This window comes from Brevundimonas sp. KH_060 (assembly GCF_057838275.1).
Genome location: NZ_CM174463.1, coordinates 1,721,684 through 1,745,880, shown reverse-complemented (window position 1 = coordinate 1,745,880; position 24,197 = coordinate 1,721,684). Strand labels below are relative to the sequence as shown.

General features: G+C 66.9%; 20 protein-coding genes. 12 read left to right on the top strand and 8 right to left on the bottom strand.

The genetic code is table 11. The features are described from left to right. Positions 1-123: 123 nt before the first annotated feature. Positions 124-1,782: an amino acid permease gene (locus AC3IPP_RS08630; RefSeq protein WP_489151008.1), complete on the bottom strand. Its 1,659-nt coding sequence runs from the start codon at positions 1,780-1,782 to the stop codon at positions 124-126. Between the two features lie 157 nt (positions 1,783-1,939). On the opposite strand from AC3IPP_RS08630, the gene hrpB reads away from it, so the two are divergent. Both hrpB and AC3IPP_RS08620 read left to right on the top strand, forming a co-directional pair. Next, on the top strand, positions 1,940-4,375 hold the full coding sequence (gene hrpB, locus AC3IPP_RS08625) for an ATP-dependent helicase HrpB (protein ID WP_489151007.1): 2,436 nt from the start codon (positions 1,940-1,942) through the stop codon (positions 4,373-4,375). Between the two features lie 64 nt (positions 4,376-4,439). Next, entirely contained in the window at positions 4,440-5,729 is a 1,290-nt protein-coding gene (locus tag AC3IPP_RS08620; RefSeq protein WP_489151006.1) for an MFS transporter, read from the top strand. Here the strand turns inward: AC3IPP_RS08620 and AC3IPP_RS08615 are convergent. Genes AC3IPP_RS08615 through AC3IPP_RS08605 form a run of 3 tightly spaced genes read right to left on the bottom strand, consistent with a single transcriptional unit; the run spans position 5,726 to position 8,698 of the window. After that, positions 5,726-6,538, bottom strand: a complete 813-nt coding sequence (locus tag AC3IPP_RS08615; RefSeq protein WP_489151005.1) for a TrmH family RNA methyltransferase — start codon at positions 6,536-6,538, stop codon at positions 5,726-5,728. The two genes, AC3IPP_RS08620 and AC3IPP_RS08615, sit on opposite strands and share 4 nt — an antisense overlap. Next, positions 6,538-7,434, bottom strand: coding sequence for an RsmD family RNA methyltransferase (locus tag AC3IPP_RS08610; protein ID WP_489151004.1), 897 nt, complete (start codon positions 7,432-7,434; stop codon positions 6,538-6,540). Before AC3IPP_RS08610 ends, AC3IPP_RS08615 begins: the two co-directional genes overlap by 1 nt. 16 nt (positions 7,435-7,450) lie before the next feature. Continuing rightward, the gene (locus AC3IPP_RS08605; protein ID WP_489151003.1) at positions 7,451-8,698 is read right to left on the bottom strand and encodes a glycosyltransferase; all 1,248 of its coding nucleotides are present in this window, start codon (positions 8,696-8,698) and stop codon (positions 7,451-7,453) included. Between the two features lie 299 nt (positions 8,699-8,997). Here AC3IPP_RS08605 and AC3IPP_RS08600 point away from each other — a divergent pair, with 299 nt between their 5' ends. Genes AC3IPP_RS08600 through AC3IPP_RS08585 form a run of 4 tightly spaced genes read left to right on the top strand, consistent with a single transcriptional unit; the run spans position 8,998 to position 12,189 of the window. Beyond that, the gene (locus AC3IPP_RS08600; protein ID WP_087139385.1) at positions 8,998-9,630 is read left to right on the top strand and encodes a TetR/AcrR family transcriptional regulator; all 633 of its coding nucleotides are present in this window, start codon (positions 8,998-9,000) and stop codon (positions 9,628-9,630) included. Further along, positions 9,627-10,421 carry an ABC transporter substrate-binding protein gene (locus AC3IPP_RS08595; RefSeq protein WP_489151002.1) on the top strand — a complete coding sequence of 265 codons (795 nt, stop codon included), beginning with the start codon at positions 9,627-9,629 and terminating at the stop codon, positions 10,419-10,421. Before AC3IPP_RS08600 ends, AC3IPP_RS08595 begins: the two co-directional genes overlap by 4 nt. Continuing rightward, positions 10,418-11,407 carry a FecCD family ABC transporter permease gene (locus AC3IPP_RS08590; protein WP_489151001.1) on the top strand — a complete coding sequence of 330 codons (990 nt, stop codon included), beginning with the start codon at positions 10,418-10,420 and terminating at the stop codon, positions 11,405-11,407. The genes AC3IPP_RS08595 and AC3IPP_RS08590 overlap by 4 nt, the downstream gene beginning before the upstream one ends. Continuing rightward, entirely contained in the window at positions 11,404-12,189 is a 786-nt protein-coding gene (locus AC3IPP_RS08585) for an ABC transporter ATP-binding protein (protein WP_489151000.1), read from the top strand. Before AC3IPP_RS08590 ends, AC3IPP_RS08585 begins: the two co-directional genes overlap by 4 nt. 2 nt (positions 12,190-12,191) lie before the next feature. Here AC3IPP_RS08585 and AC3IPP_RS08580 read toward each other — a convergent pair whose 3' ends face one another. Continuing rightward, positions 12,192-14,222 (bottom strand): lytic transglycosylase domain-containing protein, encoded by a 2,031-nt coding sequence (locus tag AC3IPP_RS08580; protein WP_489150999.1) that lies wholly within the window; start codon positions 14,220-14,222, stop codon positions 12,192-12,194. A 115-nt stretch (positions 14,223-14,337) separates the two neighbouring features. Between AC3IPP_RS08580 and dapA the strand changes: the two genes are divergently transcribed. The 4 genes from dapA to prfB all read left to right on the top strand — a co-directional run bounded on the left by dapA (position 14,338) and on the right by prfB (position 19,372). Then, entirely contained in the window at positions 14,338-15,222 is an 885-nt protein-coding gene (gene dapA, locus AC3IPP_RS08575) for a 4-hydroxy-tetrahydrodipicolinate synthase (protein ID WP_489150998.1), read from the top strand. Further along, complete coding sequence (gene smpB / locus AC3IPP_RS08570; RefSeq protein ID WP_087139379.1) at positions 15,222-15,692, top strand: SsrA-binding protein SmpB; 471 nt, start codon at positions 15,222-15,224, stop codon at positions 15,690-15,692. The genes dapA and smpB overlap by 1 nt, the downstream gene beginning before the upstream one ends. Positions 15,693-15,763: 71 nt before the next feature. Further along, positions 15,764-18,184, top strand: a complete 2,421-nt coding sequence (locus tag AC3IPP_RS08565; protein ID WP_489150997.1) for a penicillin-binding protein 1A — start codon at positions 15,764-15,766, stop codon at positions 18,182-18,184. A 74-nt stretch (positions 18,185-18,258) separates the two neighbouring features. Next, a protein-coding gene (gene prfB, locus AC3IPP_RS08560; RefSeq protein ID WP_489150996.1) for a peptide chain release factor 2 occupies positions 18,259-19,372 on the top strand; the annotation gives its coding sequence in 2 pieces (ribosomal slippage) (positions 18,259-18,327 and positions 18,329-19,372; 1,113 coding nt in all). 76 nt (positions 19,373-19,448) lie between these two features. Here prfB and AC3IPP_RS08555 read toward each other — a convergent pair. The 3 genes from AC3IPP_RS08555 to tyrS form a co-directional block, all read right to left on the bottom strand. Next, positions 19,449-20,012, bottom strand: coding sequence for a bactofilin family protein (locus tag AC3IPP_RS08555; RefSeq protein WP_489150995.1), 564 nt, complete (start codon positions 20,010-20,012; stop codon positions 19,449-19,451). 133 nt (positions 20,013-20,145) lie between these two features. After that, on the bottom strand, positions 20,146-20,613 hold the full coding sequence (locus AC3IPP_RS08550; RefSeq protein ID WP_489150994.1) for a peroxiredoxin: 468 nt from the start codon (positions 20,611-20,613) through the stop codon (positions 20,146-20,148). 10 nt (positions 20,614-20,623) lie between these two features. Continuing rightward, on the bottom strand, positions 20,624-21,904 hold the full coding sequence (tyrS, locus tag AC3IPP_RS08545) for a tyrosine--tRNA ligase (RefSeq protein ID WP_489150993.1): 1,281 nt from the start codon (positions 21,902-21,904) through the stop codon (positions 20,624-20,626). A gap of 180 nt (positions 21,905-22,084) precedes the next feature. On the opposite strand from tyrS, the gene AC3IPP_RS08540 reads away from it, so the two are divergent. Further along, positions 22,085-23,224 (top strand): anhydro-N-acetylmuramic acid kinase, encoded by a 1,140-nt coding sequence (locus AC3IPP_RS08540; protein ID WP_489150992.1) that lies wholly within the window; start codon positions 22,085-22,087, stop codon positions 23,222-23,224. Then, a complete protein-coding gene (locus AC3IPP_RS08535) occupies positions 23,224-24,180 on the top strand; it encodes a DMT family transporter (protein WP_087139373.1) in 957 nt (318 codons plus the stop codon). The genes AC3IPP_RS08540 and AC3IPP_RS08535 overlap by 1 nt, the downstream gene beginning before the upstream one ends. Positions 24,181-24,197: the final 17 nt, after the last annotated feature.

Genomic DNA, 24,197 nt, shown 5'->3' with positions numbered 1-24,197 from the left:
AGGCGAGGGCGGCGGTTTCGGCAATCCCGTCTGGACATGAAAAAAGGCCCCGGATCGCTCCGGGGCCTTTCTCTGTCTTGGGCCTACTGCGTTTTTACGCGGCTTTAGGCCGACCGATCGAGATCAGTCCTTCTTGTTGTCCACGCCGTGGCCCATGGCCTCGACCGCCGATTCCAGAGTCGTGTCCTCGGTGATGTCGATGCCTTTGGCCAGCTTCGAGTGGGCGAAGCCGTACAGGCCGTAGATCAAGGCGCCCACCAGGGCGTAGACGCCCAGGATGGTCAGCGGCAGTGGGTTGTCGTTCAGGGCGTGCGTCACCATCGGGATGAAGTTGAACGACGCCAGCGTCAGACAGGCCAGGATGCCCAGCACGGCCGTGACGATGCCGCCCGGCACGCGGAACGGACGCTCCATCTCCGGGTGCTTGATGCGCAGGACGATGACCGACAGGCAGACGATGGCGAAGGCCGTCGCCGTGCCCAGCGACACCAGGTCGCCCAGGATCGAGATGGGCAGGAAGGACGCCGCAATGGCGATGACGATGCCCAGCAGGATGGTGCCGATCCAGGGGGTGCGGAACTTCTGGTGCACTACGGCGAACGCCTTGGGCAGCAGGCCGTCGCGCGCCATGGTGTAGAAGATGCGCGTCTGGCCGTAGCACAGCACCAGCATGACCGAGGATAGGCCGGTGATGGCGCCGATCTTGACCAGGAAGGCGATCATGTTCAGCTGCCCGTTGGGCGCGCCGGCCAGCGGCACATTGGCCCATTCCAGACCCATGCGGTCGATGGCGACAGCGATCGGGGCCGGCGAAGCCAGCTCCAGGTAGGGAACGACGCCGGTCATGACGGCGGCCACGACCATGTAGATCAGGGTGCAGACGAATAGGGCGCCCAGGATGCCGATGGGCACGTCCTTCGACGGGTTCTTGGCTTCGGCGGCGGCGGTCGAAACTGCTTCAAAGCCGACGTAGGCGAAGAATATGATCGAAGCGCCGCGGAAGATGCCGCCCACGCCGAATTGGTCCCAGCTCTCGCCCTGCGGCGGGATGAAGGGGTCCCAGTTGGCCGGGTTGATGTACTGCAGGCCCACCGCGATGAAGGTCAGCAGGACGATGATCTTGATGACGACGATGGCGTTGTTGATGTTCGCCGATTCCGACACGCCCAGCACCAGCAGGCCGCACACGGCGGCGATGCCGACGGCCGCGACCAGGTTGAAGGTGCCCGTCAGCGGGAAGCCTGCGTTCTCGCCCGAGGCGACGTACTGGATCAGCGGAGTAGCCCACTGGGGCCCTTCACCGCCTGGATAGGTTATTGTCGGGAACAGACTGGCGCTTACGCCGAAGTCATTCAGGATCGACACGACGTAGCCGGACCAGCCGACCGCCACGGTCGAGGCCGCGACGCCGTATTCCAGCACCAGCAGCCAGCCCATGACCCAGGCGAAAACCTCGCCCAGGGTGCCGTAGGCATAGGTGTAGGCCGAACCCGACACCGGCATGGTCGATGCCAGTTCGGCGTAGCACAGGCCCGCCAGGGCGCAGGCGATGCCGGCGATGACGAAGGAGAACATGATGGCCGGGCCGGCGTGGGCCGAGGCCACCTGACCCGTCAGAACGAAGATGCCGGCGCCGATGATGGCGCCGATGCCCAGGCTCATCAGATTCATCGGACCGAGGGTCCGTTTCAGCTCGCTCTTGGCGGCTTCTTTCTGAATCTGGGCGATGGATTTTTTAAGAAATAGCCGGTTTCCGGCTGGCTTTACGCCATCTGCAGACATGCAGGTGCGCCCCCAAACTTATGCGACGACCCCTCCCGGGTCGCCTTCTTGGGCGGGGACGCTAGCCATCTGAGGGCTCGCACGCAACGCGGTTTACGAAGGATGATGTGCGGACGACGCTTTCGTGACCCTGGCAGAAGGCGCTACAGCCCGTGCCATGCTGCCGATTCACGCTGTTCTGGAACCACTGAAGGCCGCACTGACCCAGAGCTCTGCGGTCGTGCTGGCCGCACCTCCGGGCGCGGGCAAGACGACGGTCGTGCCCCTGGTCCTGCTGGACCAGCCTTGGCTGGGCGACGGCAAGGTGCTGGTGCTGGAGCCGCGACGACTGGCCGCGCGCGCCGCAGCCGACAGAATGGCCGCCACTCTGGGCCAGAAGGCGGGCGGCGTCGTCGGCTATCGCACCCGTCTTCAGAGCCGCATCGGTCCGGACACGCGAATCGAGGTCGTCACGGAGGGCGTCTTCACGCGCATGATTCTGGACGACCCGGCGCTGGAAGGCGTCGGCGCCGTCCTGTTCGATGAGTTTCATGAACGCAGCCTCGACGCCGACCTGGGCCTGGCGCTGGCGCGTGAGAGCCAGTCGGTGCTGCGTGACGATCTACGCCTGCTGGTCATGTCGGCCACGCTGGATATCTCGGGGGTGTCGCGCTTGCTGGAAGACGCGCCCGTCATCGAGGCCGAAGGACGCATGTTCCCGGTCGAGACCCGCTATCTGGGCCGCAATCCGGTCGAGCGGTTCGAGGACGCCATGGCCAAGGCCGTGATCCAGGCCCTGCAAGACGAGACCGGCTCTATCCTGGCCTTCCTGCCGGGGCAGGGCGAGATCCATCGCACGGTTCAGAGGTTGAATGAACGGCTGCGCGATCCGGCTGTCGATGTCGTCGCCCTGTATGGTGCGCTGGACAAGGGCGAGCAGGACCGCGCCATCGAGCCCGCCGCGCCCGGTCGCCGCAAGGTGGTGCTGGCGACCTCGGTGGCCGAAACCAGCCTGACCATCGAAGGCGTGCGCGTGGTCATCGACGGCGGCTTGTCGCGCGTGCCGCGCTTCGAGCCCTCCAGCGGCCTGACACGGCTGGCGACCGTCAAGGTCAGCAAGTCCTCGGCCGAACAGCGGCGCGGCCGTGCGGGCCGGGTCGAACCCGGCGTCTGCTACCGCCTGTGGGACGAGGAACAGACGCGCGGTCTGGTCGCCCATCAGCGGCCGGAAATTCAGGAGGCGGACCTGACCGCCTTCGCCCTTGATCTGGCGCGTTGGGGTGCGAAGTCGGTCGATGGGCTGGCCCTGCTGGACCCGCCGCCCGCCGGGGCGATGGCTGAGGCGCGCAAAGTACTGACCCGGCTGGGCGCGCTGGACGACAAGGGGGATCTGACGCCGCACGGGCGACGGTTGACGCGCATTCCGCTGGCGCCGCGTCTGGCGCACATGGTCGCGGTCGCTTCGGATCAGGGCGACGCCCTCGGCGGTGCGAAGATCGCGGCGGTGCTGAGCGAGCCGGGTCTGGGCGGGAACGGCGTCGATCTGCACGACCGCCTGAAGGGGCTAGAGCGGGATCGCTCGCCGCGTGGTCGCGACGCCATGAAGCTAGCCGAACGCTGGGCGCGCGCTGCGGGCGGCGGGCGGGATGGCGAGGCGGACGCGGGCCTGCTGCTGGCCGAGGCCTTCCCCGAGCGCATCGCGCGCGCCAAGGGCAAGCCGGGCGAGGTGTTGCTGGCCTCGGGGCGCGGCGCCTTTATCGAGCCGACGGACCATCTGGCTCGCGAGTCCTGGTTGGCCGTGGCTGAACTGGGCGGCGGCGACGCGCGCGATCGCATCCGTCTGGCGGCGGCGTTGGACGCGGCAACGCTGGAAACCGATCTGTCGCGTCTGATCGAGGTCGAGGATCGGCTGGCGCGCGAACCTTCGGGCAAGCCGGTGATCCGCCGGATCCGCCGCATCGGCGCGATTGTGCTGGATGAAAAGGTCGTGGGCGCCCCGGACCGGGCGACCATGACGGCGGCGCTGAAGTCGGAGATTGAGACCGGGGGGCTGGGCGCGCTGAAATGGGGGGAGCAGGCGGGGGCGCTGCGGGCGCGCCTGGCCTTTCTGCGTGGACTGGATAACGCCTGGCCCGACGTCTCGGACGAAGGTCTGTTGGCGGCGCGAGAAGACTGGTTGTGGCCAGTTCTGGACGGGGCGCGGTCGCTGGCCGACATCGGCGACGGCAAGCTGGCCGAGGCCCTGCGTGGCTTGATCCCCTGGGACTTGCAACGCAGGCTGGATGATCTGGCGCCTGTACGCCTGACGACGCCGTTGGGCAGCGCGGGCATCGATTACGCCGCCGAGGGCGGGCCGCGCGTCGAGATCCGAGTGCAGGAACTGTTCGGGGTGAAGATTCATCCGACCGTCGGCGGCGGCCGCGTTCCCCTGACGCTGTCGCTGCTGTCGCCTGCGCGACGACCGGTGCAGGTGACGAAAGACCTGCCGGGGTTCTGGGCCGGGTCGTGGGCGGCGGTCCGTAGCGAGATGCGTGGCCGCTATCCACGCCATCCCTGGCCGGAAGACCCTGCCAATGCGGCGGCCACCAACCGGGTCAAGCCTCGCGGAACCTGATCCTGCGCTTGACGCATAGATGCGCCACGCCGCAATGATCGTGCGTCAACCGTAAGGATTCCGCGTGACCGACGCCGCCGTTTCACCGCCTCCTGCCTCCAAGCGGCGCGTTCTGTTCGCGAGCCTGATCGGTACGACGATCGAGTTCTACGACTTTTACATCTACGCCACGGCGGCAGTGCTGGTCTTTCCGGACCTGTTCTTCCCCGGCGGAGACCGGATGACGGCTATGTTGGCCTCATTCGCCACCTTCTCCATCGCCTTCTTCGCTCGGCCGATCGGCGCGGTCGTCTTCGGCCATTTCGGCGACCGGGTGGGGCGAAAGGCGACGCTGGTGGCGGCTTTGATGACCATGGGCCTGTCGACCATCGCCATCGGCCTGTTGCCGCCCTGGCATTCGGTCGGCGTGATCGCCCCGCTGCTGTTGGCCCTGTGTCGGTTCGGACAGGGACTAGGCCTGGGCGGCGAGTGGGGCGGCGCGGTCCTGCTGGCCACAGAGAACGCCCCGCCGGGTAAGAAAGCCTGGTTCGGCATGTTTCCGCAGTTAGGCGCGCCGATCGGCTTCATCCTGTCGACCCTGAGCTTCATCGCCCTGGGCCAGGTCATGAGCGAGGATCAGTTCATGGCCTGGGGCTGGCGCATTCCCTTCATCGCCAGTTCGCTGTTGGTCATCGTCGGCCTTTGGATGCGGCTGAAGATCACCGAGACGCCTGAGTTCAAACGCGCCATCGACCGCGCAGAACGCGTTCAGGCACCCGCTCTGACGCTTGTGGCGCACCACAAGTTTGCCCTGCTGACAGGGACGCTGGCCGGGCTGGCGACGTTTGTCCTGTTCTATCTGATGACTGTCTTCGCCCTGGGCTGGGGCACGACCAGCATGGGCTACACGCGTGAGCAGTTCCTGCCGATTCAGTTGCTGGGCGTCTGCTTCTTCGGCCTGTTCATCCCGCTAGCGGCTCTGGCGGCGGACAGGTGGGGGCAGGGGCGGACGTTGCTGGCCACTTCGGTCGCTATCGCCCTGTTCGGGCTGATCCTGGCGCCGCTGTTCGGCAGCGGCGGCATGGCGGGCGTGGTGGCTTTCTTCATCATCGGCTTCAGCCTGATGGGCTGCACCTACGGTCCGCTGGGCGCTGCGCTGGCGCGGCCGTTCCCGACGACGGTGCGCTACACCGGCGCATCCATGACCTTCAATCTGGCGGGGATTCTCGGGGCCTCGCTGGCGCCTTACGCCGCGACGTGGCTGGCGGGTCATTACGGGCTTCAGGCGGTCGGCGTCTATCTGACGGTCGCGGCTCTTCTGACGGTCCTGGCCCTGATCGGCATGGGCCGGATCAGGACCGAAGGCGAGGCTTAGAGATTCGAGCCATAGGCCGCGTCGGTCACGGCGTAGGCCATGATGCCCGTGGCTATCGCCAGGTTCAGGCTGTCGGCCCGGCCGCGCATCGGAATCTTGACGTTCAGATCGCAGGCGGCGGCCAGTTCATCGGTCAGCCCCGCCTGTTCATTGCCCATCATGATGAGGGCGGGGTGACGGACGGGGCTGTCGCGATAGCCATGCGTCGCATCCAGGCGGGTGCCGATCACGCTGCCCGGCCAAGAGGCGCGCCAGGCCAGGAACTCTTCACGCGAGGCCTTGCTGATGGTCACGGCGAAGACAGAGCCCATGGTCGCACGCACCGCTTCGACCGAGAAGGGATCGACGCAATCGCCGATCAGGATGACGCCGCCGCATCCGGCCGAGTCCGCCGTGCGGATAATGGTGCCCAGGTTGCCCGGATCGCGAACCTGCTCCAGCGCCACCCAGCAGGGCCTGGCGTCAGGCTGGATGGAGGTCAGCGGCGTATAGACCTGTTCGAATACGCCCAGCACCGTCTGCGGATTGTCGCGACGGCTGATCTTTTCGAGGATGGCGTGGGTGACGACGATGATCTGGCCGCCGGCCTTCAGCGTTTCGGCCTTGGCGCGGTCCAGCAGGGGGTGCGGCCGAGCGTCCTGACCGACCAGTAGCATGACCGGCGCGCGGCCCTGGTCCAGCGCCTCGCCGATGAACTTCAGCCCTTCGGCCAGAAAGCGGCCCGTCGCCTCGCGCTCCTTGCGCATGTGCAGGGCGCGGACGGCCTTGATCGTGTCGTTGGTCAGCGATGTGATGAGGCGTTCGGTCATCAGGCGCTCCATCTGGCGAAGAAGGACAGGCCTATGGCGCGGGCGTTCTTGCCGTCTTCGGACAGGGCTAGTTCGCCCCAGTCGATGCGGCCGCCGCGATCATGGGTCGCTTCGGCCATCATGTGCGCCAGCGACAGGCCGGAAATCCGCGCGGCATAGGCGTTCAGCAACAGGAAGGAGGCGTCGTCGGACAACAAGGAGGCGCAGTCTTTCAGCAGTTCCGGCATGTCCTCGAACAGGCGCCAGACCTCGCCATTAGCGCCGCGCCCATATTTCGGCGGGTCCAGAATGATGCCGTCGTATTTGCTGCCGCGCCGGACCTCGCGCGCGACGAATTTGCGAGCGTCCTCGACGATCCAGCGGATCGGGCGGTCGGACAGGCCCGACAGTTCGGCGTTCTCGCGAGCGTAAGCGGCGGACTTCTTGGAGGCGTCGACGTGGGTGACGTGCGCGCCGGCCGCCGAGCAGGCCAGGCTGGCCACGCCGGTATAGCCGAACAGGTTCAGGATTTTCGGTTGCTTCAGGGTGCGGACGCGCGCGTCCAGCCACTCCCAGTTCGCCGCCTGTTCCGGGAAGAAGGCCAGGTGCCGGAATGGGGTGAAGCGCCCCATGAAGCTCACGTCGCGCCACTTCAGCGGAAAGGCGTCGATCGGGCCGTGGGCGTCGAAGCGCCAGCGACCGGAATCCTCTTCCTCCTGCTGCGGATCGAACATGGCGTTGGCGCGCTCGAAGGCGTTCTCGTCGTGCGCTTTCCAGAAGCACTGGGGCTCGGGTCGCACGACGGTGTAGCGGCCGTAACGCTCGAGCTTGCGACCGTCGCCGCTGTCTAGAAGAGCGTAGTCCGACCACCCACGCGTGACGAGGGTTTCGGGCGAGGAGGAGAGAACCGGAGCCATGCGCGCTGATAGGCGCTCAGGCGGCCGCTCGTCCAGCGTCAGCGCCGTTGATCATGGCGATATCGGGTTCGGGTTCAGCCTGATGCGGGGTCTTGTCCCAGTGATGCGGTTCAAAGATCAGGCGGATGGCGGCGTGAGCGAACGCCAGGCTGAGCAGGCACCAATAGGCGAGGGAGGCCAGCATGTCGCCCAGGCCATAGGAAGCGCCCGCCTGCCGTGCGCCGCGGTGCTTCAAAAGCCAGGCGGCGATGACGCCGGAGATCAGAACGATACTGCCTTGCGGCGAAAAGTGAGGCAGGCGTCCCGCGACGATAGAGGTCAGGGCCACGCTGAACACCCAGGCGGCGCAGGCGGCGTGGATGGCGGCGGACGCCACGCCAGCGCCGACGGTGACGGCCAGCGCCGCCCAGCCTCGCCAGCCCATTCCCTCTTTGTAGCGTGTATGGACAGCCAGTGTTTGCAGATAGCCTTTCAGCCAGCGTGTGCGTTGCGGCAGCCAGAGCGGCAAGGGACCAGGCGGCGGTTCATAGGTGGGCCTCTGGATGACGCCGAGCCGATAGCCGGCGCGCCAGATGCGAAAGCCCAGATCGGCGTCCTCGGTGACGTTCCAGGCATCCCAGCCTCCCAGCGCTCGCAAGACAGGCACTCGGAAATGGTTGCTGGTTCCGCCGAGAGGAAAGGGCAGCCCCAGGCGGCTCATGGCCGGCAGGGTGACTTCGAACAGGGCGGCGTACTCGGCCGCGAACTGCCGGTCGAGAAAGGGGCTGGCGCTGGCCTTGTTCCTGCAACGGATTCGTAGCGGCGCCTGAAGGCAGGCCAGGCTTTCGCCTTCGTAGATGAAGCGCGTCGCGGCCTCGCGCAGTTGCAGCGGGTCGGGGTCGTCTTCTGCATCGTAGATGGTGATCAGGTCGCCGCTACAACGCGCCAGGGCGTAGTTCAGGGCGCGCGGCTTGGTCTTGGGCGCGCCGGGCGGCACGATCAACACCTGAAGCCAGTCGGGCCTGGGCAGGTCCAGAGCAACCTTGATCGTCGCAGCGTCGTCCGTCTCAAGCACCAGAAACCCCTCAAGGCGTTCTCTCGGATAGTCGATATCTGACAACCGTTCGATCAGTTGCGGCAGGACGGACGTCTCCTGATAAAGGGCTGACACAACGGTATAGCGGGGCCATGGACACGACGGGGCTGGGCATATCTGTGGCGTGGCGGACAGGTGCTGGAGGCGGCTGTTCCAGAGCAGGAACAGCCTCCAGGCGGCCAGGCTCATGAATCCAATCTGGAGGCTTAGAAGTACGACAGAACCTGACAAAGGGGCGATTGTCGTGGCGGCCAAAACGCCGGTGACGATGAGGGTAAGACCTAGCGTCTGACGGGTTGTCAGCGTGATGCGCGCAGACTTCAGAGCATCGCCGTCCGCGCGGGCGACCGTTCCCCTTCGCATCGTCGCCCTCCCATTCGAAGATCAATGTTATACTAACATCTATGTAAAGCAATATATTTGGCCGGAGCCGGCTTTTGCGGCTATCACTGGCCCCCACACGGGAGTTCAACTTGGGGAGCATTCGAGTGTCGCTCGCACCTGCCGCATCGTCGCGTTCGACACGCAAACCCAAGGGTGAAGGGCACGAGCGCCGTGCGGAAATCCTGGCGGCGGCCGAAGGTATTTTCGTCGAGCGGGGCTATGAAGGCGCGACCATTCGCAAGATTGCTGACGAGGTGGGCCTGTCGTCGACCGCGCTTTACATGCACTTCGCGGACAAGGGTGAAATCCTCAACGAGATCTGCCGCAACGCCTTCGACACCCTGGCCGAGCAACACCAACGGACCCTGGCTGAGGATGCGCCTCCCTTGGCGCGGCTGCGCCGGATCGTCGAGAATTACATCGCGTTCGGTTTCGCCAATCCCAACGCCTATCGGCTGGCCTATCTGACCCCGCAGGTCCAGACGCGCCACGGCGCCGAGACCGTGGCGCAGCAAAGCGGAGCCGACCTGTTTCGCGCCTTTGTCAGCGTGGTCGAAGAGGCGGTCGATCAAGGCGCGCTGCGAGGTGATCCCCGCACGCTGGCGCAGGTCATCTGGGCCAGCGCCCATGGCTTGGTCTCCATCATGACGACCAAGCCTTATTTCGACTGGGCGGATCGTGAGACCTTGGTCCGCACCCAGATGGACGCCTTGTTTGCGGGATTGACCGCCTCGTGAAGCTCGTCATCACAGCCGTCGTTTCGGCGATGGCGTGTTGGAGCGGCGTCGCGGCGGCTGAGCCTTTGCGGGTCATGGCCCTGGATCAATGCGCCGATCAATTTGTCCTCGCCCTGGCGCCCGATGCGGAGTTGGGCCTGTCGCCGAGAGCGGATGATCCTGATTCCTGGCTGCGTGCTGACGCCCAGGGTCATCGGCGAGTGCGACCGACGTTGGAGGCCGCTGTCGGCTTTCGACCAGACGTGGCGGTGCGTTACTGGGGCGGCGACGCTCGCCTTCTGGCCGCTTTGGAGCGCGATGGCGTCCGCACGGTCACCATATCCGACGCCACGGACATGGATGGGGTTCGCGCCAACATTCATGTCGTCGCTCAGGCTCTGGGGCGCCCGGAGCGAGGCAAGGCGTTGACGCAGCGTATGGAGGCGCAGTTGGCCAAGGCTGAAGGCGCAGGCCGAGGGCGCAAGGCCGTCTATGTCACGGCCAGCGGGTTCACCTCCGGCCCCGGCTCCTTGATGGACGCTGTCCTGCGCGCGGCCGGGTTTCGCAATGGGGTCGAACGGCCGGGCTATCAGCCTCTGGGACTCGAACGCGTGCTGCTGACGCCGCCTGCTCTTTTCGTGAAGGGCTTCTTCGACCTGGCGCGTTCGGATTGGCGCGGGGCGGGACGGCATCCGGTGATGCAGCGCGCCATGCGAGGTCGGACGGCGGCTGAACTGCCCGGTGCGACTCTGACATGCCCGGCCTGGTTCGCGGCGGACGCCGCAGCGCAGTTGGCCGAGCAGGCGTCATGAACCGGACTGCGACGCTGAATATCGGCCTGGCGGCGGTGATCGTGTTGGCGATCGTGCTGGCGGTGACGCTGGGCGAAACCCGGTTCAACGCCGCCGATTACATGACGGCCTTGAGCAATCCGGGCTCAGGGCCTGGCGAGGTGCTGTGGCTCGTGCGCGCGCCCCGAGCGTTCTGCGCCCTGTTCGTAGGCGCGGCTTTGGGGCTGGCGGGGGCGGTGATGCAGGGGCTGTTGCGCAACCCGCTGGCGGAGCCGGGCGTGCTCGGCGTGTCAGCGACCTCGGCCCTGGCCGCTGCGACGGCCATCGTGCTGGGGCTGGCGGCGATCCCCGGCGCGGTGGAGGTTTCGGCTTTGTTCGGCGCGACGGTCGGCGGCGGGCTGCTGATCGCCCTGGCCGCGCGGGTGCGGACGCCGGAGGCGCTGATCCTGTTCGGCGTGGCCTTGTCCAGTTTCGCGGGGGCGCTGACGGCTCTGATCTTCAATCTGTCGCCGTCGCCCATCGCCTCGGCCGAAGTGATGAACTGGCTGTTGGGCTCGGTGGAGAACCGCAGCTGGATTGATATCGCCTGGGTCGCGCCCGCCGTTCTGGTCGCCAGCCTTTTGGCGCGCAGCGCGTCGCCAGGCCTGCGGATGCTGACTTTGGGCGAGGAGGCGGCGCGGGCGTCGGGCCTGTCGATGGGGCGAATGCGGGTGCTGGCGCTGGCGGCGGCGGCCGTGGCGGCGGGCGCGGCGGTGGCTGTGGCGGGCGTCATCGGCTTCGTCGGTCTGGCGGCGCCGCATCTGGTGCGGGCGGCGGTGCGCGGCGATCCGGGGCGATTGCTTCTGCCATCGGCCCTCGCGGGCGGCTTGATGCTGGTGGCCGCCGATCTGGCGGCGCGGATGCTGCCGACGGATCAGGAACTGAAATTGGGCGTCTTCACCGCCCTGGTCGGCGCGCCCTTGTTCGCCCTGATTGCCTGGCGCGCGGCGCGGGAGTGGCGACTGTGAGTCTTCTGTTGGCTCTTGAGAACGCCCATGCCCGCGTTGGCGGGGCCGAAGTGCTGAAAGGCGCGTCCGTGTCGGTGCGGGCGGGTGAAGTGGTCGCCCTGTGCGGGCCGAATGGCGCGGGCAAGTCGACGGCGGTGCGCGCCGCCTTGGGCCTGACGCCGCTGACGCAAGGCTCGGCCCGCTTGGGCGGTGATGAGGTGCGGCGTCTGTCCGAGCGTCAGCGCGGCGAGCGTGCAGCCTACCTGCCGCAGGACCGTTCGATCGCGTGGAACCTGCCGGCGGTCGAGCTGGCGGCGCTGGGCGCGCCTTTCCTGGCGGGCGCGGCCGCGCTGGACCGCGCGCGTGTCGCGCTGCACCGCGCGCGTGTCGCGCTGCACGAGGTCGGCGTGGGTCATCTGGCGGATCGTGGCGTGGCCGAGATGTCGGGCGGCGAGCGGGCGCGCGTTCTATTGGCACGCGCCCTGACGGTTTCCGCTCCCTTGCTGGTTGCGGACGAGCCGATCGCTGGCCTGGACCCCGACGCCCAGCTTCTGGTGCTTGAGCGGCTGCGGGCGCGCGCTGACGCCGGGCATGGCGTTCTGGTCAGCTTGCATGACCTGACTCTGGCTGCGCGCTTCGCCGATCGGGTCGTGGTGCTGGATCAGGGACGGACGGCGGCGGAGGGCGCGCCGACCGAGGCTCTGTCGCCGTGCGTGCTGAAGACCGTCTTCAACCTGGACGCTGTCTGGCTGGAGGCGTTGGACGGGCCGCTGCTGGCGGCCCGCCGTCTACCCAGTAACTGATATCAGGGCTGATAGGGACGCGGGCCGGTGTTGGGCGGCGTGCCCCGCGCCAGGTCCGCCGAGGGCGTCAGCGGCGCTGAGCCGCCGTTCAGGCGGGCGCGATAGACCTGCATGTTCTCCATCACCCGCATCATGTAGTTGCGCGTCTCGGTGAAGGGCGCGCACTCGATGAAGTCGATGGGGTCGACCTGGGCCTGACGCGGGTCGCCGCACCGGGCCGTCCATTGCGGCGGGCGCGCGGGCCCTGCGTTGTAGCCGACCGCCGCCAGCAGGGGCGAGCCGCCGAAGTTGTTCATCAACTCACCCAGGTGATAGCTGCCCAGGGTCATGTTGATTTCAGCATCCCACAACTGTTCAGTGTTGAATGGACGCCCCATGCGTCGGGCCACGCCCTGCGCGGTTGCAGGCAGAAGCTGCATCATGCCGCGTGCGTCCGCGTGCGAACGCACCAAGGGGTCAAAGCTGGATTCCTGACGAGTGATGGCCAGGGCGAACTCCGTCGGCGCCATGCCCGGAACCTGTTGCGGCAGGCTGATCGGATACATCCGCTCGGGCATGACGAAGCCGCGCTGGCTGGCCGCGCGACCGACCATCATCGAGCCGAACTGGTCGCCGTAGCCCTGCATCAGGTCGAACAGTTGAGACAGGTCGTAGGGCGAGGGCAGCGCATCATCCAGATGATAGGCGAAGACCCGCATCAGGGTCTTTTCGCCGATCTGGCCCAGAATGCGCGTGGCGCGCACCACCTCATTGCCTTCGAAGCGGTTCACGTCTTCCGGCGATGGCGACGGTTCGCCCGGCAGGGTCAGGGTCGTCGCGCCTGCCTTTTCCGCCGCCAACTGACCGTAGAAGGTCTGCCAGTGTTCGGCGCCCGCCTGATACCAGCGCTGGGCGTCCTCGCGGGCGCCGCGCGCCTCGGCCGCACGGCCCAGCCAGTAGAGGGCGCGACCCTGGGTGATCGGGGTCGAGGAGGCGTTGCGCAGAACTTCGAAATGCTGGGCCGCCGTCGCCGGGTCGTTCAGCTTGGTCAGGGCGACCCAGCCGGCGAAGAACTCGGCGTCGACCTTGCGCTCGCCCGAGGGGAAGCCGTGGCCGTTCATGGCGGCGTAGGCGGCGCGGGCGTTGCCTTGTTGCAGGGCGTCCAGGAAATAGTTGCGGCGCTCGCTCCACAGGGTGTTCTGGCCGTCGGCGTGCGACGGCGCGGCGGGCAGGGCGGACAGCAGCGGGAAGGCTTCGGACTGGCGGCCGGCCGAGCGCAGCAGGCGCACCCGCTCCAGCACCACGGCCGGATCGTTGGCCTGGGTCTGCGACAGGCTGCTGACGATCACGTCGGGAGCGTAGGCGGTGCGCAGCGCCATGACGGTGTTGGCGACGGCCTGGCGGTCGGCCGGGGCCAGGGCGACCATGGCCCGTGTCGCGGGGCCGTGCGGCCCCAGCAGCAGCATGTTCAGCCGGGTCACATGGTCGTCGCTGGTCAGCCAGCCGCTCCAGCGCGAATAGATGCGGCTTTGCTGAGCTTCATCGAAGCTCTGGGTGCGCCACCAGTCGCGAATCAGAGTCTGCGCCTCCTGGCGGCGGCCCGTCTGCTCCAACGCCCCGGCCAGAGCGATGGCGCCCTGGGCCGTGGTCGGGGCGGTTCCGTTGAAGAAGGCCAGTACGGCGTCCGGCGACTGGCCCGCCATGTCCAGGGCGCGCTCGCCTGCACCCCGGCGCGAATCGCCGCGCGGCCAGTTCGCCAGGTCGGTCTGAGCCAGCGCCAGGTCGCTGTAGGACATCTGCTTGTCCGAGGTGTCGACCAGCGCCCACTCGACCAGCTTGCGCGCCGCAGGATCGGAAATGCGCGCCATGATGGACTGCGTGCCGACGACGTCGCGCGCCCGCGCAGCCGTCAGACCCTGCTGCACCAGGGCGGCGTCCTGGCTGCTGATGATCCCGCCCTGACTGGCGGAATAGGGCGTCGGCGTGCTGTTCAGCACGTCCTGAGCCGGTGGAGTCAGTATCGCCAGGGCGGCGGCCACGGTCGTCGCGATCATCAGATATCTGATCCTCATTCATCTTTGGTTGCGGCCAAGCGGCGGGCAACCTACCCTTTGCCGATTAGTGACGGGCGGATCGCCGCCCATTTCTCCGCGCAGGTATGTTGTTCCCATGACCGCCCCCTTGTTCAAGGGCGTGATCACCGCCCTGATCACACCTCTTCGTGACGGAAACGTGGACGAGGCCGCTTTCAAGCGCCTGTTGGAACGTCAAATCGCCGCTGGAGTTCACGGCGTCGTGCCGATGGGCACTACGGGCGAGAGCGCTACCCTGCACCTGGACGAACACAAGCGCGTGGTCGAACAGTGCGTCGAGATCGCCGCCGGGCGCATCCGCGTCATCGCCGGCGCCGGGTCGTCCGCGACGGACAAGGCGATCGAGCTGACCCGCTTCGCCAAGACGGTCGGCGCCGACGGCGCTCTGGTCGTCACCCCCTATTACAACCGCCCGTCGCAGGCCGGGATGCACGCGCATTTCGAAGCCGTGGCCGATGCCGTGCAATTGCCGATCCTGCTGTACAACGTGCCGGGACGCACGGGCGTGGACCTGTCGAACGAGACGGTTGCGGCCCTGTCGGCGCACCCGAACATCGTCGGCATCAAGGACGCGACCGGCGACGTGGCGAGGGCCAGTTGGATGCGCGCCAACATCGACGGCGCCTTCGACCTGATTTCTGGCGATGATTCCAGCTATTTGGGTTATGCCGCCCACGGCGGCGTGGGCGTCATCTCCGTGACGTCGAACGTCGCGCCCGAGGCGATGGTCGCACTGTATGACGCCATCCAGGCCGGTGACTTCGCCGCCGCCCGGTCGTGGCAGGAACGCCTGATCGGCCTGCATAAGGCGCTGTTCCTCGACAATTCACCGTCGCCGACCAAATACGCCCTGGCCAAGCTGGGTCTTTGTACGGAAGAGGTTCGTCTGCCGCTGTCGCTGACAGCCGACGCCGTGAAGCCTGCGATCGACCAGGCGCTGGCCGAGGCCGGAGTCGCCTGATGGCAGCAGACGCGCCGAAACAAAAGACGATCGCCGAAAACCGACGCGCGCGCTTCGACTACTTCCTTGAGGATCATATCGAGGCCGGGATCCAACTGCTGGGCACCGAGATCAAGGCGCTGCGCGACGGCCGGGCCAACATCGCCGAAAGCTACGTCTCGCCCGAGGGGCGCGAAATGGTGCTGATCAACGCCGACATCCCGCCCTACAAGATGGCGAACCGGTTCAACCATGAGCCGCGTCGCCATCGGAAGCTGCTGCTGCACCGCAAGCAGATCGACAAGCTGATCGGCGCCGTTCAGCGCGACGGCCGCACCATTGTGCCGGTGCGCCTGTATCTGAACGAGGCAGGCAAGGCGAAGCTGGAAATCGCCTTGGCCAAGGGCAAAAAGCTGCACGACAAGCGCGAGACTTCGGCCGAGCGTGACTGGCAGCGCGACAAGGCGCGCCTGCTGCGCGACAAGGGATAAGTGCAGTTCCGCTTTGCGCGCCGCGCGACGCGCGATAAACGACGGAACATGGGGCGCGTCTTGCGGAGTTCATGGTGAAGATAGCCGAACGCTGGTTCGTCATGGCGGGCGTGGCCCTGCTGGGCGCCATCGCCGTGGCCGGGGTGGTGGTGGCGATCTACGCCGCCTGGGTCTTGCACGACATGCCGGACGCCTCCGAGCTGGCGGACTATCGCCCGGCGACGGCGACGCGCGTCTATGCCGAGGACGGCACCCTGATCGGCGAGTTCTCGGATCAGCGCCGAATCTACGTCACCTATGACCAGGTGCCGCAGACGGTCGTTCACGCCTTCTTGGCGGCCGAGGATCAGAACTTCTTCAGTCACGGCGGCATCGACGTGTCCGGCATCGGTCGGGCCATGTTCAAGAACGTCTTCAACGTGCTGTCCGGGCGTCGCCTGGAGGGCGGTTCGACCATCACCCAGCAGGTGGCCAAGAACGTCCTGCTGACCAGCGAAACCAGCCTGAACCGCAAGCTCAAGGAAGCGGTGTTGTCCAGCCGTCTGGAAGCGACGCTGAGCAAGGAACAGATCCTCGAGCTGTATCTGAACGAAATCTACCTGGGCTATCGCTCTTACGGCGTGGCCTCGGCGGCCTATAACTATTTCGGCAAGTCGCTGGATCAGCTGACGCCGGACGAGGCGGCCTTCCTGGCGGCCCTGCCGAAGGGGCCGACCAACTATCACCCCAAACGCTATCCCGAGGCCGCGCTGGGCCGCCGGAACTGGGTGCTGGGCGAGATGGCCGACAACAAATGGCTGTCGGACGAACAGTTGCAGACTGCTCTGGCCCGTCCGCTGAGCACCCGTTCGGCGCCGCGTCGCGCCGAATACGCTGACGCCGACTTCTTTGTGGAAGAGGCGCGTCGTCGCGCCATCGCCCTGTTCGGCCAGGAAGAGGTCAATCGCGGCGGTTATTACCTGCGCACCACCCTGGATCCGCAGCTGCAATCGGCGGCGCGCGACGCCCTGATGCGCGGCCTTGAGGACTATGACCGTCGTCACGGCTGGCGCGGCGCGTGGGGCACGACCGACTTCGCCGAGGGCTGGCAGGCCGAAGCACAAAAGCGGACGACCCCGCCCGAGCGTCGCTCGTGGCAGGCCGCCGCCGTCGAGAACGTTAGCGGCGGCGCGATTCGCGTTCGCACGGCCAAGGACGATCAGACAGGCACGCTGCGCGCTGCCGACGTGACATGGTCCAACGCAGGACGCCGTCCTCTGAAGCGTGGCGATCTGATCTTTGTCGAGCGTCAGGGCGGCCAATTCGCCCTGAAGCAGGTGCCGGCCGTCAACGGCGCCCTGGTCGCCATCGAGCCGCAGTCGGGCCGCGTCCTGGCGATGGTCGGCGGCTATTCCTACGCCTTGTCCAGCTTCAACCGCGCGACCCAGGCTCGCCGTCAGCCCGGCTCGGCCTATAAGCCCTTCGTCTATGCGGCGGCGCTGGAAGGCGACTTCACGCCTGCCTCGATCGTTCTGGACGCGCCGATCAGCTTCCCCGGCGGTCCCGGCGGCCGCGCTTGGACGCCCCAGAACTACAGCCGCCAGTTCTACGGCCCGCAAAGCCTGCGTCGCGGCCTCGAATTGTCTCGCAACGTCATGACCGTGCGTCTGGCCCAGGCGGTGGGCATGAGGAACGTCGTCGACCTGTCGAAGAAGATGGGCGTGGTGGACGACATGTCGCCGAACCTGGCTATGTCGCTGGGCGCCGGTGAAACGACGCCGTACCGCATCACGGCCGCCTATGCCGCCTTCGTCAACGGTGGGCGCCGGGTCGATCCCTATCTGATCGAACTGGCCCAGGACCGGAACGGCCAGACCATCCATCGCGCCGACCGTCGCCAGTGCCGCGACTGCGGCCGAGGCTTCAGCGGCCAGGAATCGCCGCGTCTGCAGGACCGCGGAACCCAGGTGATCGACCCGATCACCGCCTATCAGATGAGCTCCATGCTGGAGGGCGTGATTCAGCGCGGCACCGGTGCCCGCGCCCGCGGTCTGGGCCGCTGGGTCGGGGGCAAGACGGGCACGACCAATGAATACCGCTCGGCCTGGTTCGTCGGCTTCTCGGCTGACATCGTCGTCGGCGTCTTCGTCGGCTTCGACGACAACCGCTCGCTGGGCGGGGGCGAGGCGGGGGCCTCGACCGCCGTGCCGATCTTCATCGATTTCATGGAAGACGCTCTGAAGGAACGTCCCGCGCGCCCCTTCGTGAAGCCGAAGAACGCCATCTTCCGCACCGTGAACGGCATCGAGGAAGCGTTCCGACCCGGCACCGAGCGCCAGTTGCGTGAAGAAGCGCCGCGTCCGGCTGCGCAGGAAGGACCGCAGAACTACTACGAGGTCATTCGTCGCGAGCAGGAAGCCAAGTCTCAGGCTCCCGCGCCGGTCGCGCCGCCGCCGGTGGCTCCGCCGCCGCCCAAGAAGCAGCCGGCTGAGGACTTGAGCGACCTCTACTGACCCTCTAGGTAAGCCCACCACCCGGCGCGCCTGTCATCAGGCGCGCCGTTTCACCCTATATCGCGGAGATTGCGATGAGACCGGATGTCGAGGCCATGAAGGCCGACATCGAGCAGAGCGTCGCTCTGCTCAGGAGGCGACTTTGACTGGGATGTCGCTCTAAGAAAGCTCGATGAGCTGAACGCGCGGGTCGAGGATCCGACGCTGTGGGACAATCCCGAACAGGCCCAGGCCGTCAGCCGCGAACGCTCGCGCCTGGAAGCCCAGGTCAACGCCGTCAAGGAAATGGAGCAAGATCTCGAAGACGGGATCATGCTGGCCGACATGGCCGATGAGGAGGGCGATGAAGCCACCCTCGAGGACGCGCGCGAGCAGTTGAAGGCCATCAAGGAACGCGCCGCCCGCGCCGAACTTGAAGCCCTGCTGTCCGGCGAGGCCGACGGCAATGACGCCTATCTGGAAATCAACTCCGGCGCCGGCGGCACCGAGTCCAACGACTGGGCCGGGATGCTGATGCGGATGTACAGCCGCTGGGCTCGCGCCCACGGCTATGAGGTCACGATCGAGGCCGAGGAACAGGGCGAACAGGCGGGCATCAAGTCCGCGACCCTGCAGATCGCCGGGCCGAACGCCTATGGCTGGCTGAAGTCGGAATCGGGCGTTCACCGCCTGGTCCGTATCAGCCCCTATGACGCGGCGGCCAAGCGTCACACCAGCTTCGCCTCCATCGGGGTGTCGCCGGTCGTGGACGATACGATCGAGATCGACATCAACCCGTCGGATGTGCGCACCGACACCTATCGCGCGTCCGGCGCTGGCGGTCAGCACATCAACAAGACGGACTCGGCCGTGCGTTTGACGCACATTCCGACCAATACGGTCGTGGCTTGCCAGGCCGGTCGTTCGCAGCACCAGAACCGCGAACAGGCCTGGAAGATGCTGCGGGCGCGTCTGTACGAGCTGGAGCTTCAGAAACGTGAGGCTGCGGCTCAGGCTCTGGCTGACGCCAAGACCGACATCGGTTGGGGCCACCAGATCCGATCTTATGTCCTGCAGCCGTATCAGATGGTGAAGGACCTGCGGACCGAGGTTGAGACCTCGGACACGCAAGGGGTTCTGGACGGCGACCTGGATCCGTTCATGGGCGCCGCGCTTGCGGCTCGCGTGGGCGAGACCCGCGAGGGCTGATCCAGCCGCCAGACCGACGCATAAAAAAGGGCGGCCTTCGCGGGCCGCCCTTTCTCATTTCTATCCGTCGCGACGATCAGGCGGCGGGCTTGGCTTCGACTTTGGCGTCCGCCTTGGCGGGGGCGGGCTTCTCGGCAGGAGCGGGGCCTTCCAGCATATTGGCTCCTGGCGTGTCGCGCTTGGCCTGAGTGCAGCGGCCCTGGAACCAGGCGCCCTGTTCGATCGAAAGCTGTTCCTGCGTGATGTCGCCCTCGACGCGCGAGGTGGCGAACAGCTTGACCTGCTTGGCGACGATGGCGCCCGAGACGCGGCCGCGCACCTCAAGGATATCGGCGTGGACCGTGCCCTCGACCGCGCCGCCTTCGCCGATCACCACGCGCACCACGCGGATGTCGCCCTTGAGCGAGCCGTCGACCTGAAGCTCGCCCGCGCCGGAGATGTTGCCTTCATATTTCACGCCCGCCGACAGGGTCGATAGGCTAGACGATCGTGCGGCGGGGCGTGCCGGTTCGGGCGTCCGTACGGCCGCAGCGGCGATCGGAGCGGCGGGTGCGGGCGTCGGCTTGGCCGGTTCCGGCGGCGTCGGAATGCCCAGGCCGCTCGAAGTACTGTTGTCGAGGGGTTTGTTCTTGTTGAACATCTATACTCTCCGCGTCACGCCGGGACGACCGGCGTTTGGTCAATGTCAGCCCCTGAGGATACAATCCCTGACAATACTTAGGGGGGGCTGAGGCGGAGAGGTCAAGCGGGGCCTTCCGAACCCCGCTCGCCGATCAGAGCGCTTCGACGGCGGCCAGCACCTCTTCGGCGTGCCCCTTCACCTTGACGTTCCGCCAGGCGCGACGGACCACGCCCTGGCCGTCGATCAGGAAGGTGGCGCGCTCGATGCCCATGTATTCGCGGCCGTACAGCTTTTTCAGCACCCAGACGCCCCAGGCTTCGGTGACCACGCCGTTCTCGTCCGAACCGAGCACGACCTTGAGGTCATGTTTGGCCTTGAAGCGGTCCAGCTTCTTCACCGCATCGCGCGATACGCCGATCACCACGGCGTTCGCCGCCGAGAACCGGTCGGTCAGCGCCGAGAAGTCCTGCCCCTCGGTCGTGCAGCCGGGCGTATCGGCCTTGGGGTAGAAGTAGAGGAGGATCGTCTTCCCCTTCAGCCCGTCCAGCGACACGCGCCCGCCGCCGTCGGTCGCTAGGTCAAAAGCGGGTGCAGGGGTGTTTTCGGTGATGTCGGTCACAGGTCTCTCCTTACACCGGCCGCACCAGCACCAGCTTCTTCTTACCGGCGCCGAGCTTCAGCACGCCGTCGGCGTTCAGATCGGCTTCTTCGATCAGGCGGGCGCCGTCATTGACGACCTCGTCGTTCAGGCGGAGGCCGCCGCCCTGGGCCAGGCGACGCGCCTCGCCGTTGGAGGCGCTGAGGCCCGCCTTGGTCGTGACGGCGGCGATCATGGCGCCGATCACTTCATCCTTCGACAGTTCGATCGTCGGCAGGTCGGCCGACAGTTGGCCCTTCTCGAAGGCGGCCTCGGCGGCGGCGCGGGCGGCCTTGGCGGCTTCGGCGCCGTGCAGCATGGAGGTGGTGGCGTCAGCCAGCGCCTTCTTGGCGTCGTTGATCTCGGCGCCTTCCAACGCCTCATAACGCTCGATCTGATCCAGCGGCAGGTCGGTGAACAAACGCATGAAGCGGCCCACGTCGCCGTCTTCGGTGTTGCGCCAGTACTGCCAGTAGTCGAACGGCGCCAGGGCGTCGGCGTTCAGCCACACGGCGCCGCCGACCGTCTTGCCCATCTTCTGGCCTGACGCGGTGGACAGCAGGGGCGTGGTCAGGCCGAAGGCGGCCTTCTGGTCCACCTTGCGGGTCAGTTCGACGCCGTTGATGATGTTGCCCCACTGGTCCGAGCCGCCCATCTGCAGATTGCAGCCGTAGCGACGGTTCAGTTCCAGGAAGTCTGTCGCCTGCATCAGCATGTAGTTGAACTCGAGGAAGGTCAGCGGCTGCTCACGTTCCAGGCGCAGCTTGACCGAGTCGAAGCTCAGCATGCGGTTGACGGTGAAGTGGGTGCCGTAGTCACGCAGGAATTGCAGGTAGCCGAGCTTGGACAGCCACTCGTCGTTGTCGAGCATCAGCGCATCGCTGGGGCCGTCGCCGAAGGTCAGGAACTTCTCGAACACGCTTTTGATGCCGGCGATGTTCTCGGCGATCTTTTCCTCGGTCAGTAGGGGGCGCTGGGTGTCCTTGAACGAAGGGTCCCCGACCTTGGTCGTGCCCCCGCCCATCAGGACGATCGGCTTGTGTCCGGCCTGCTGAAGGCGGCGCAACAGCATGATCTGCGTCAGGTGGCCGACGTGCAGCGACGGCGCCGTCGCATCGAAACCGATATAACCCGTCACCACGCCCGTCGCCGCCGCTTCGTCCAGTTCGGTCGGGTGCGTGATCTGATGGATATAGCCGCGCGCCTTCATCAGACGCAGGAAGTCCGATTTGAAGGCGGTTTCGGAAACGGTTTGGGTCGTAGGCTCGGTCATGGTCGGGTCCGTAGCATCAGAACCGGCGGCCGTCTTCCGAGGAATAATGCCGCCGAGGGAGGGGCGGCAAGGATCGCGGCCGCTCTACGAGTAGAGGCCGTAGTAATAGGCGGCGAAAAGGGCCGGTTGCGCGATCATGGGCGCTAGCTACGTCGCGCCCGACGTGGCAGTCAAGCCGCTATGACGACCTCCTCGAAAAAGACCCTCCGCGTGCTCGGCTTCATGACCGGCACCTCGCTGGACGCTGTGGACATGGCGGTGATCGAGACGGACGGTCACGACATCCTGTCCTTCGGCCCCGCCGGCGAAATGAAGCTGGACGGCGAAACGCGCGCCATCATCGAGGACGCGATCGACGACGCTTTCGACTGGGAACGCGACGAGGAAGAACCCGACAGCTTCGAGGACGCCCGCATGGCGGTGGCCGACGCGCATCTGGCCGCTGCGCTCGGCTTCATGGCGGTGAGTGGGGTGAAGTCCAGCGCGCTGGATCTGGTCGGCGTCCATGGCCAGACGGTGCTGCACGAGGCGCCGACGCTGGACCAGCCGGGCCGCACCGTCCAACTGATCGACGCCGCCAGCGTGGCCGAGGGGCTGGGCGTGCCAACGGCCTTTGATTTCCGCAGCGCCGACGTGGCGGCGGGCGGGCAGGGTGCGCCGCTGGCGCCCATCTATCACGCGGCGCTGGTTCGCAAGGCGGGAATGTCGGGCCCGGTCGCCGTGCTGAATCTGGGAGGGGTCGGCAACATCACCCTGATCCATGCTGATGGCGGGCTGGAGGCCTTTGACACTGGCCCGGCCAACGGCATGGTCGATCTGCTGGTCCAGTCGCGGATGAAGAAGCGGATGGATGAGGGCGGTCGTCTGGCGGCGGCGGGGGGCGTCGATCAGGCCGTGCTGGACGCCTATCTGGCCCATCCTTACTTCGCCGCGACTGGGCCGAAGTCGCTGGACCGTTTCGACTTCTCACTGGATCCGGTGGCGGGGCTGTCGCTGGAAGACGCCGCCGCCACCCTGACCGCCTTCGCGGCGCAGGCCGTGGCGCTGGGCGTTGCGCGCTGTTCGGAACAGCCGAAGGAGATCGTCGTCTGCGGCGGCGGACGCCATAACCCCGTGCTGCTGGCCGCCATTCGCGAGCGTGTCGGCGTCCCTGTTTCGACGGCCGAGGACAAGGGGTGGCGCGGAGATTCCATCGAGGCCGAGGCCTTCGCCTTCCTGGCCGCGCGCTGTCGTCTGGGCCTGCCGATCAGCTTCCCCGGCACGACAGGCGTCCCGACGCCCATGACTGGCGGCCAAATCGTCGAGCCAGGAGCGGAATAGTGGCGGCGTCATCGCGCTTCTGGGGCATCGCCAGCGGTCTTGCTGCGGGCGCCCTGTGGGGGTTGGTCTTCCTGGCGCCGAAGGTGGTGCCGGAGGCCTCGCCCCTGCTGCTGACGGCCGGACGCTATCTCGCCTATGGCCTGATCGCAGTCCTGCTGATCGCGCCGCGTTGGCGGCGGGTGACGGCGGCTTTGACGCGTAAAGCGTGGGGCGCCCTGGTCTGGCTGAGCTTGGCGGGAAATCTGGTCTATTTCGCCTTTCTGGTGGTCGGGGTGCATTACGCAGGCGTCGCGGCCTCGGCCCTGATCGTCGGCATGGTGCCTGTGGTGGTGGCCCTGTGGGGCCTGCGGGACAAGGACTCGCCGCCGCTGTCGCGCGTGGCGCCGCCTATCGCCGTGGCGGCGCTGGCCGTCGGCCTGATCGGCTGGGAGTCGCTCAGCCAGGGCGGCGGCGCGGCGGCGCAAAGCGGCTCCGCGACCTTGATCGGGCTTGGCTGCGCCATTGCGGCCTTGTTGTCCTGGACCGCCTTCGCTGTTGGCAACAGCCGCTGGATGGGGCGCTTGCCTGATGTCACCCCGCATGAGTGGTCGCTGTTGACCGGCGTGGTCACGGGCGCATTGGCGCTGCTGCTGGTCATTCCGTCGCTGTTCATGCTGGGCGGCATGACGGATGACGCCTGGCTGCGGTTGATCGGGGTCAGCGCGGGCGTGGCGATCTTCGCCTCGGTCATCGGCAACGCCTTCTGGAACCAGGCCAGCCGCCTGCTGCCGCTGACCATGTTGGGCCAGATGATCGTGTCGGAGACTCTGTTCGCCTTCATCTACGGTTTCATCTGGGAACAGCGCGGCCCGACCGTGATCGAGATCGTCGCCATGATCCTGATGATCGTCAGCGTCGTCTGGTGCGTCCGCGCTCACCGTCCGGCGGCTGTAGCGGCGGCGGAAGGCGAGCATTAGGCAACGCTCGCCGTCTC

Coding starts and splice junctions, on each gene's coding strand:
- dapA (WP_489150998.1), top strand. CDS start 14,338: ATGACCGCCCCCTTGTTCAAGGGCGTGATCACCGCCCTGATCACACCT.
- AC3IPP_RS08630 (WP_489151008.1), bottom strand. CDS start 1,782: ATGTCTGCAGATGGCGTAAAGCCAGCCGGAAACCGGCTATTTCTTAAA.
- hrpB (WP_489151007.1), top strand. CDS start 1,940: ATGCTGCCGATTCACGCTGTTCTGGAACCACTGAAGGCCGCACTGACC.
- AC3IPP_RS08590 (WP_489151001.1), top strand. CDS start 10,418: ATGAACCGGACTGCGACGCTGAATATCGGCCTGGCGGCGGTGATCGTG.
- tyrS (WP_489150993.1), bottom strand. CDS start 21,904: ATGACCGAGCCTACGACCCAAACCGTTTCCGAAACCGCCTTCAAATCG.
- AC3IPP_RS08580 (WP_489150999.1), bottom strand. CDS start 14,222: ATGATCGCGACGACCGTGGCCGCCGCCCTGGCGATACTGACTCCACCG.
- AC3IPP_RS08555 (WP_489150995.1), bottom strand. CDS start 20,012: ATGTTCAACAAGAACAAACCCCTCGACAACAGTACTTCGAGCGGCCTG.
- AC3IPP_RS08565 (WP_489150997.1), top strand. CDS start 15,764: ATGGTGAAGATAGCCGAACGCTGGTTCGTCATGGCGGGCGTGGCCCTG.
- AC3IPP_RS08610 (WP_489151004.1), bottom strand. CDS start 7,434: ATGGCTCCGGTTCTCTCCTCCTCGCCCGAAACCCTCGTCACGCGTGGG.
- AC3IPP_RS08605 (WP_489151003.1), bottom strand. CDS start 8,698: ATGAGCCTGGCCGCCTGGAGGCTGTTCCTGCTCTGGAACAGCCGCCTC.
- smpB (WP_087139379.1), top strand. CDS start 15,222: ATGGCAGCAGACGCGCCGAAACAAAAGACGATCGCCGAAAACCGACGC.
- AC3IPP_RS08540 (WP_489150992.1), top strand. CDS start 22,085: ATGACGACCTCCTCGAAAAAGACCCTCCGCGTGCTCGGCTTCATGACC.
- AC3IPP_RS08615 (WP_489151005.1), bottom strand. CDS start 6,538: ATGACCGAACGCCTCATCACATCGCTGACCAACGACACGATCAAGGCC.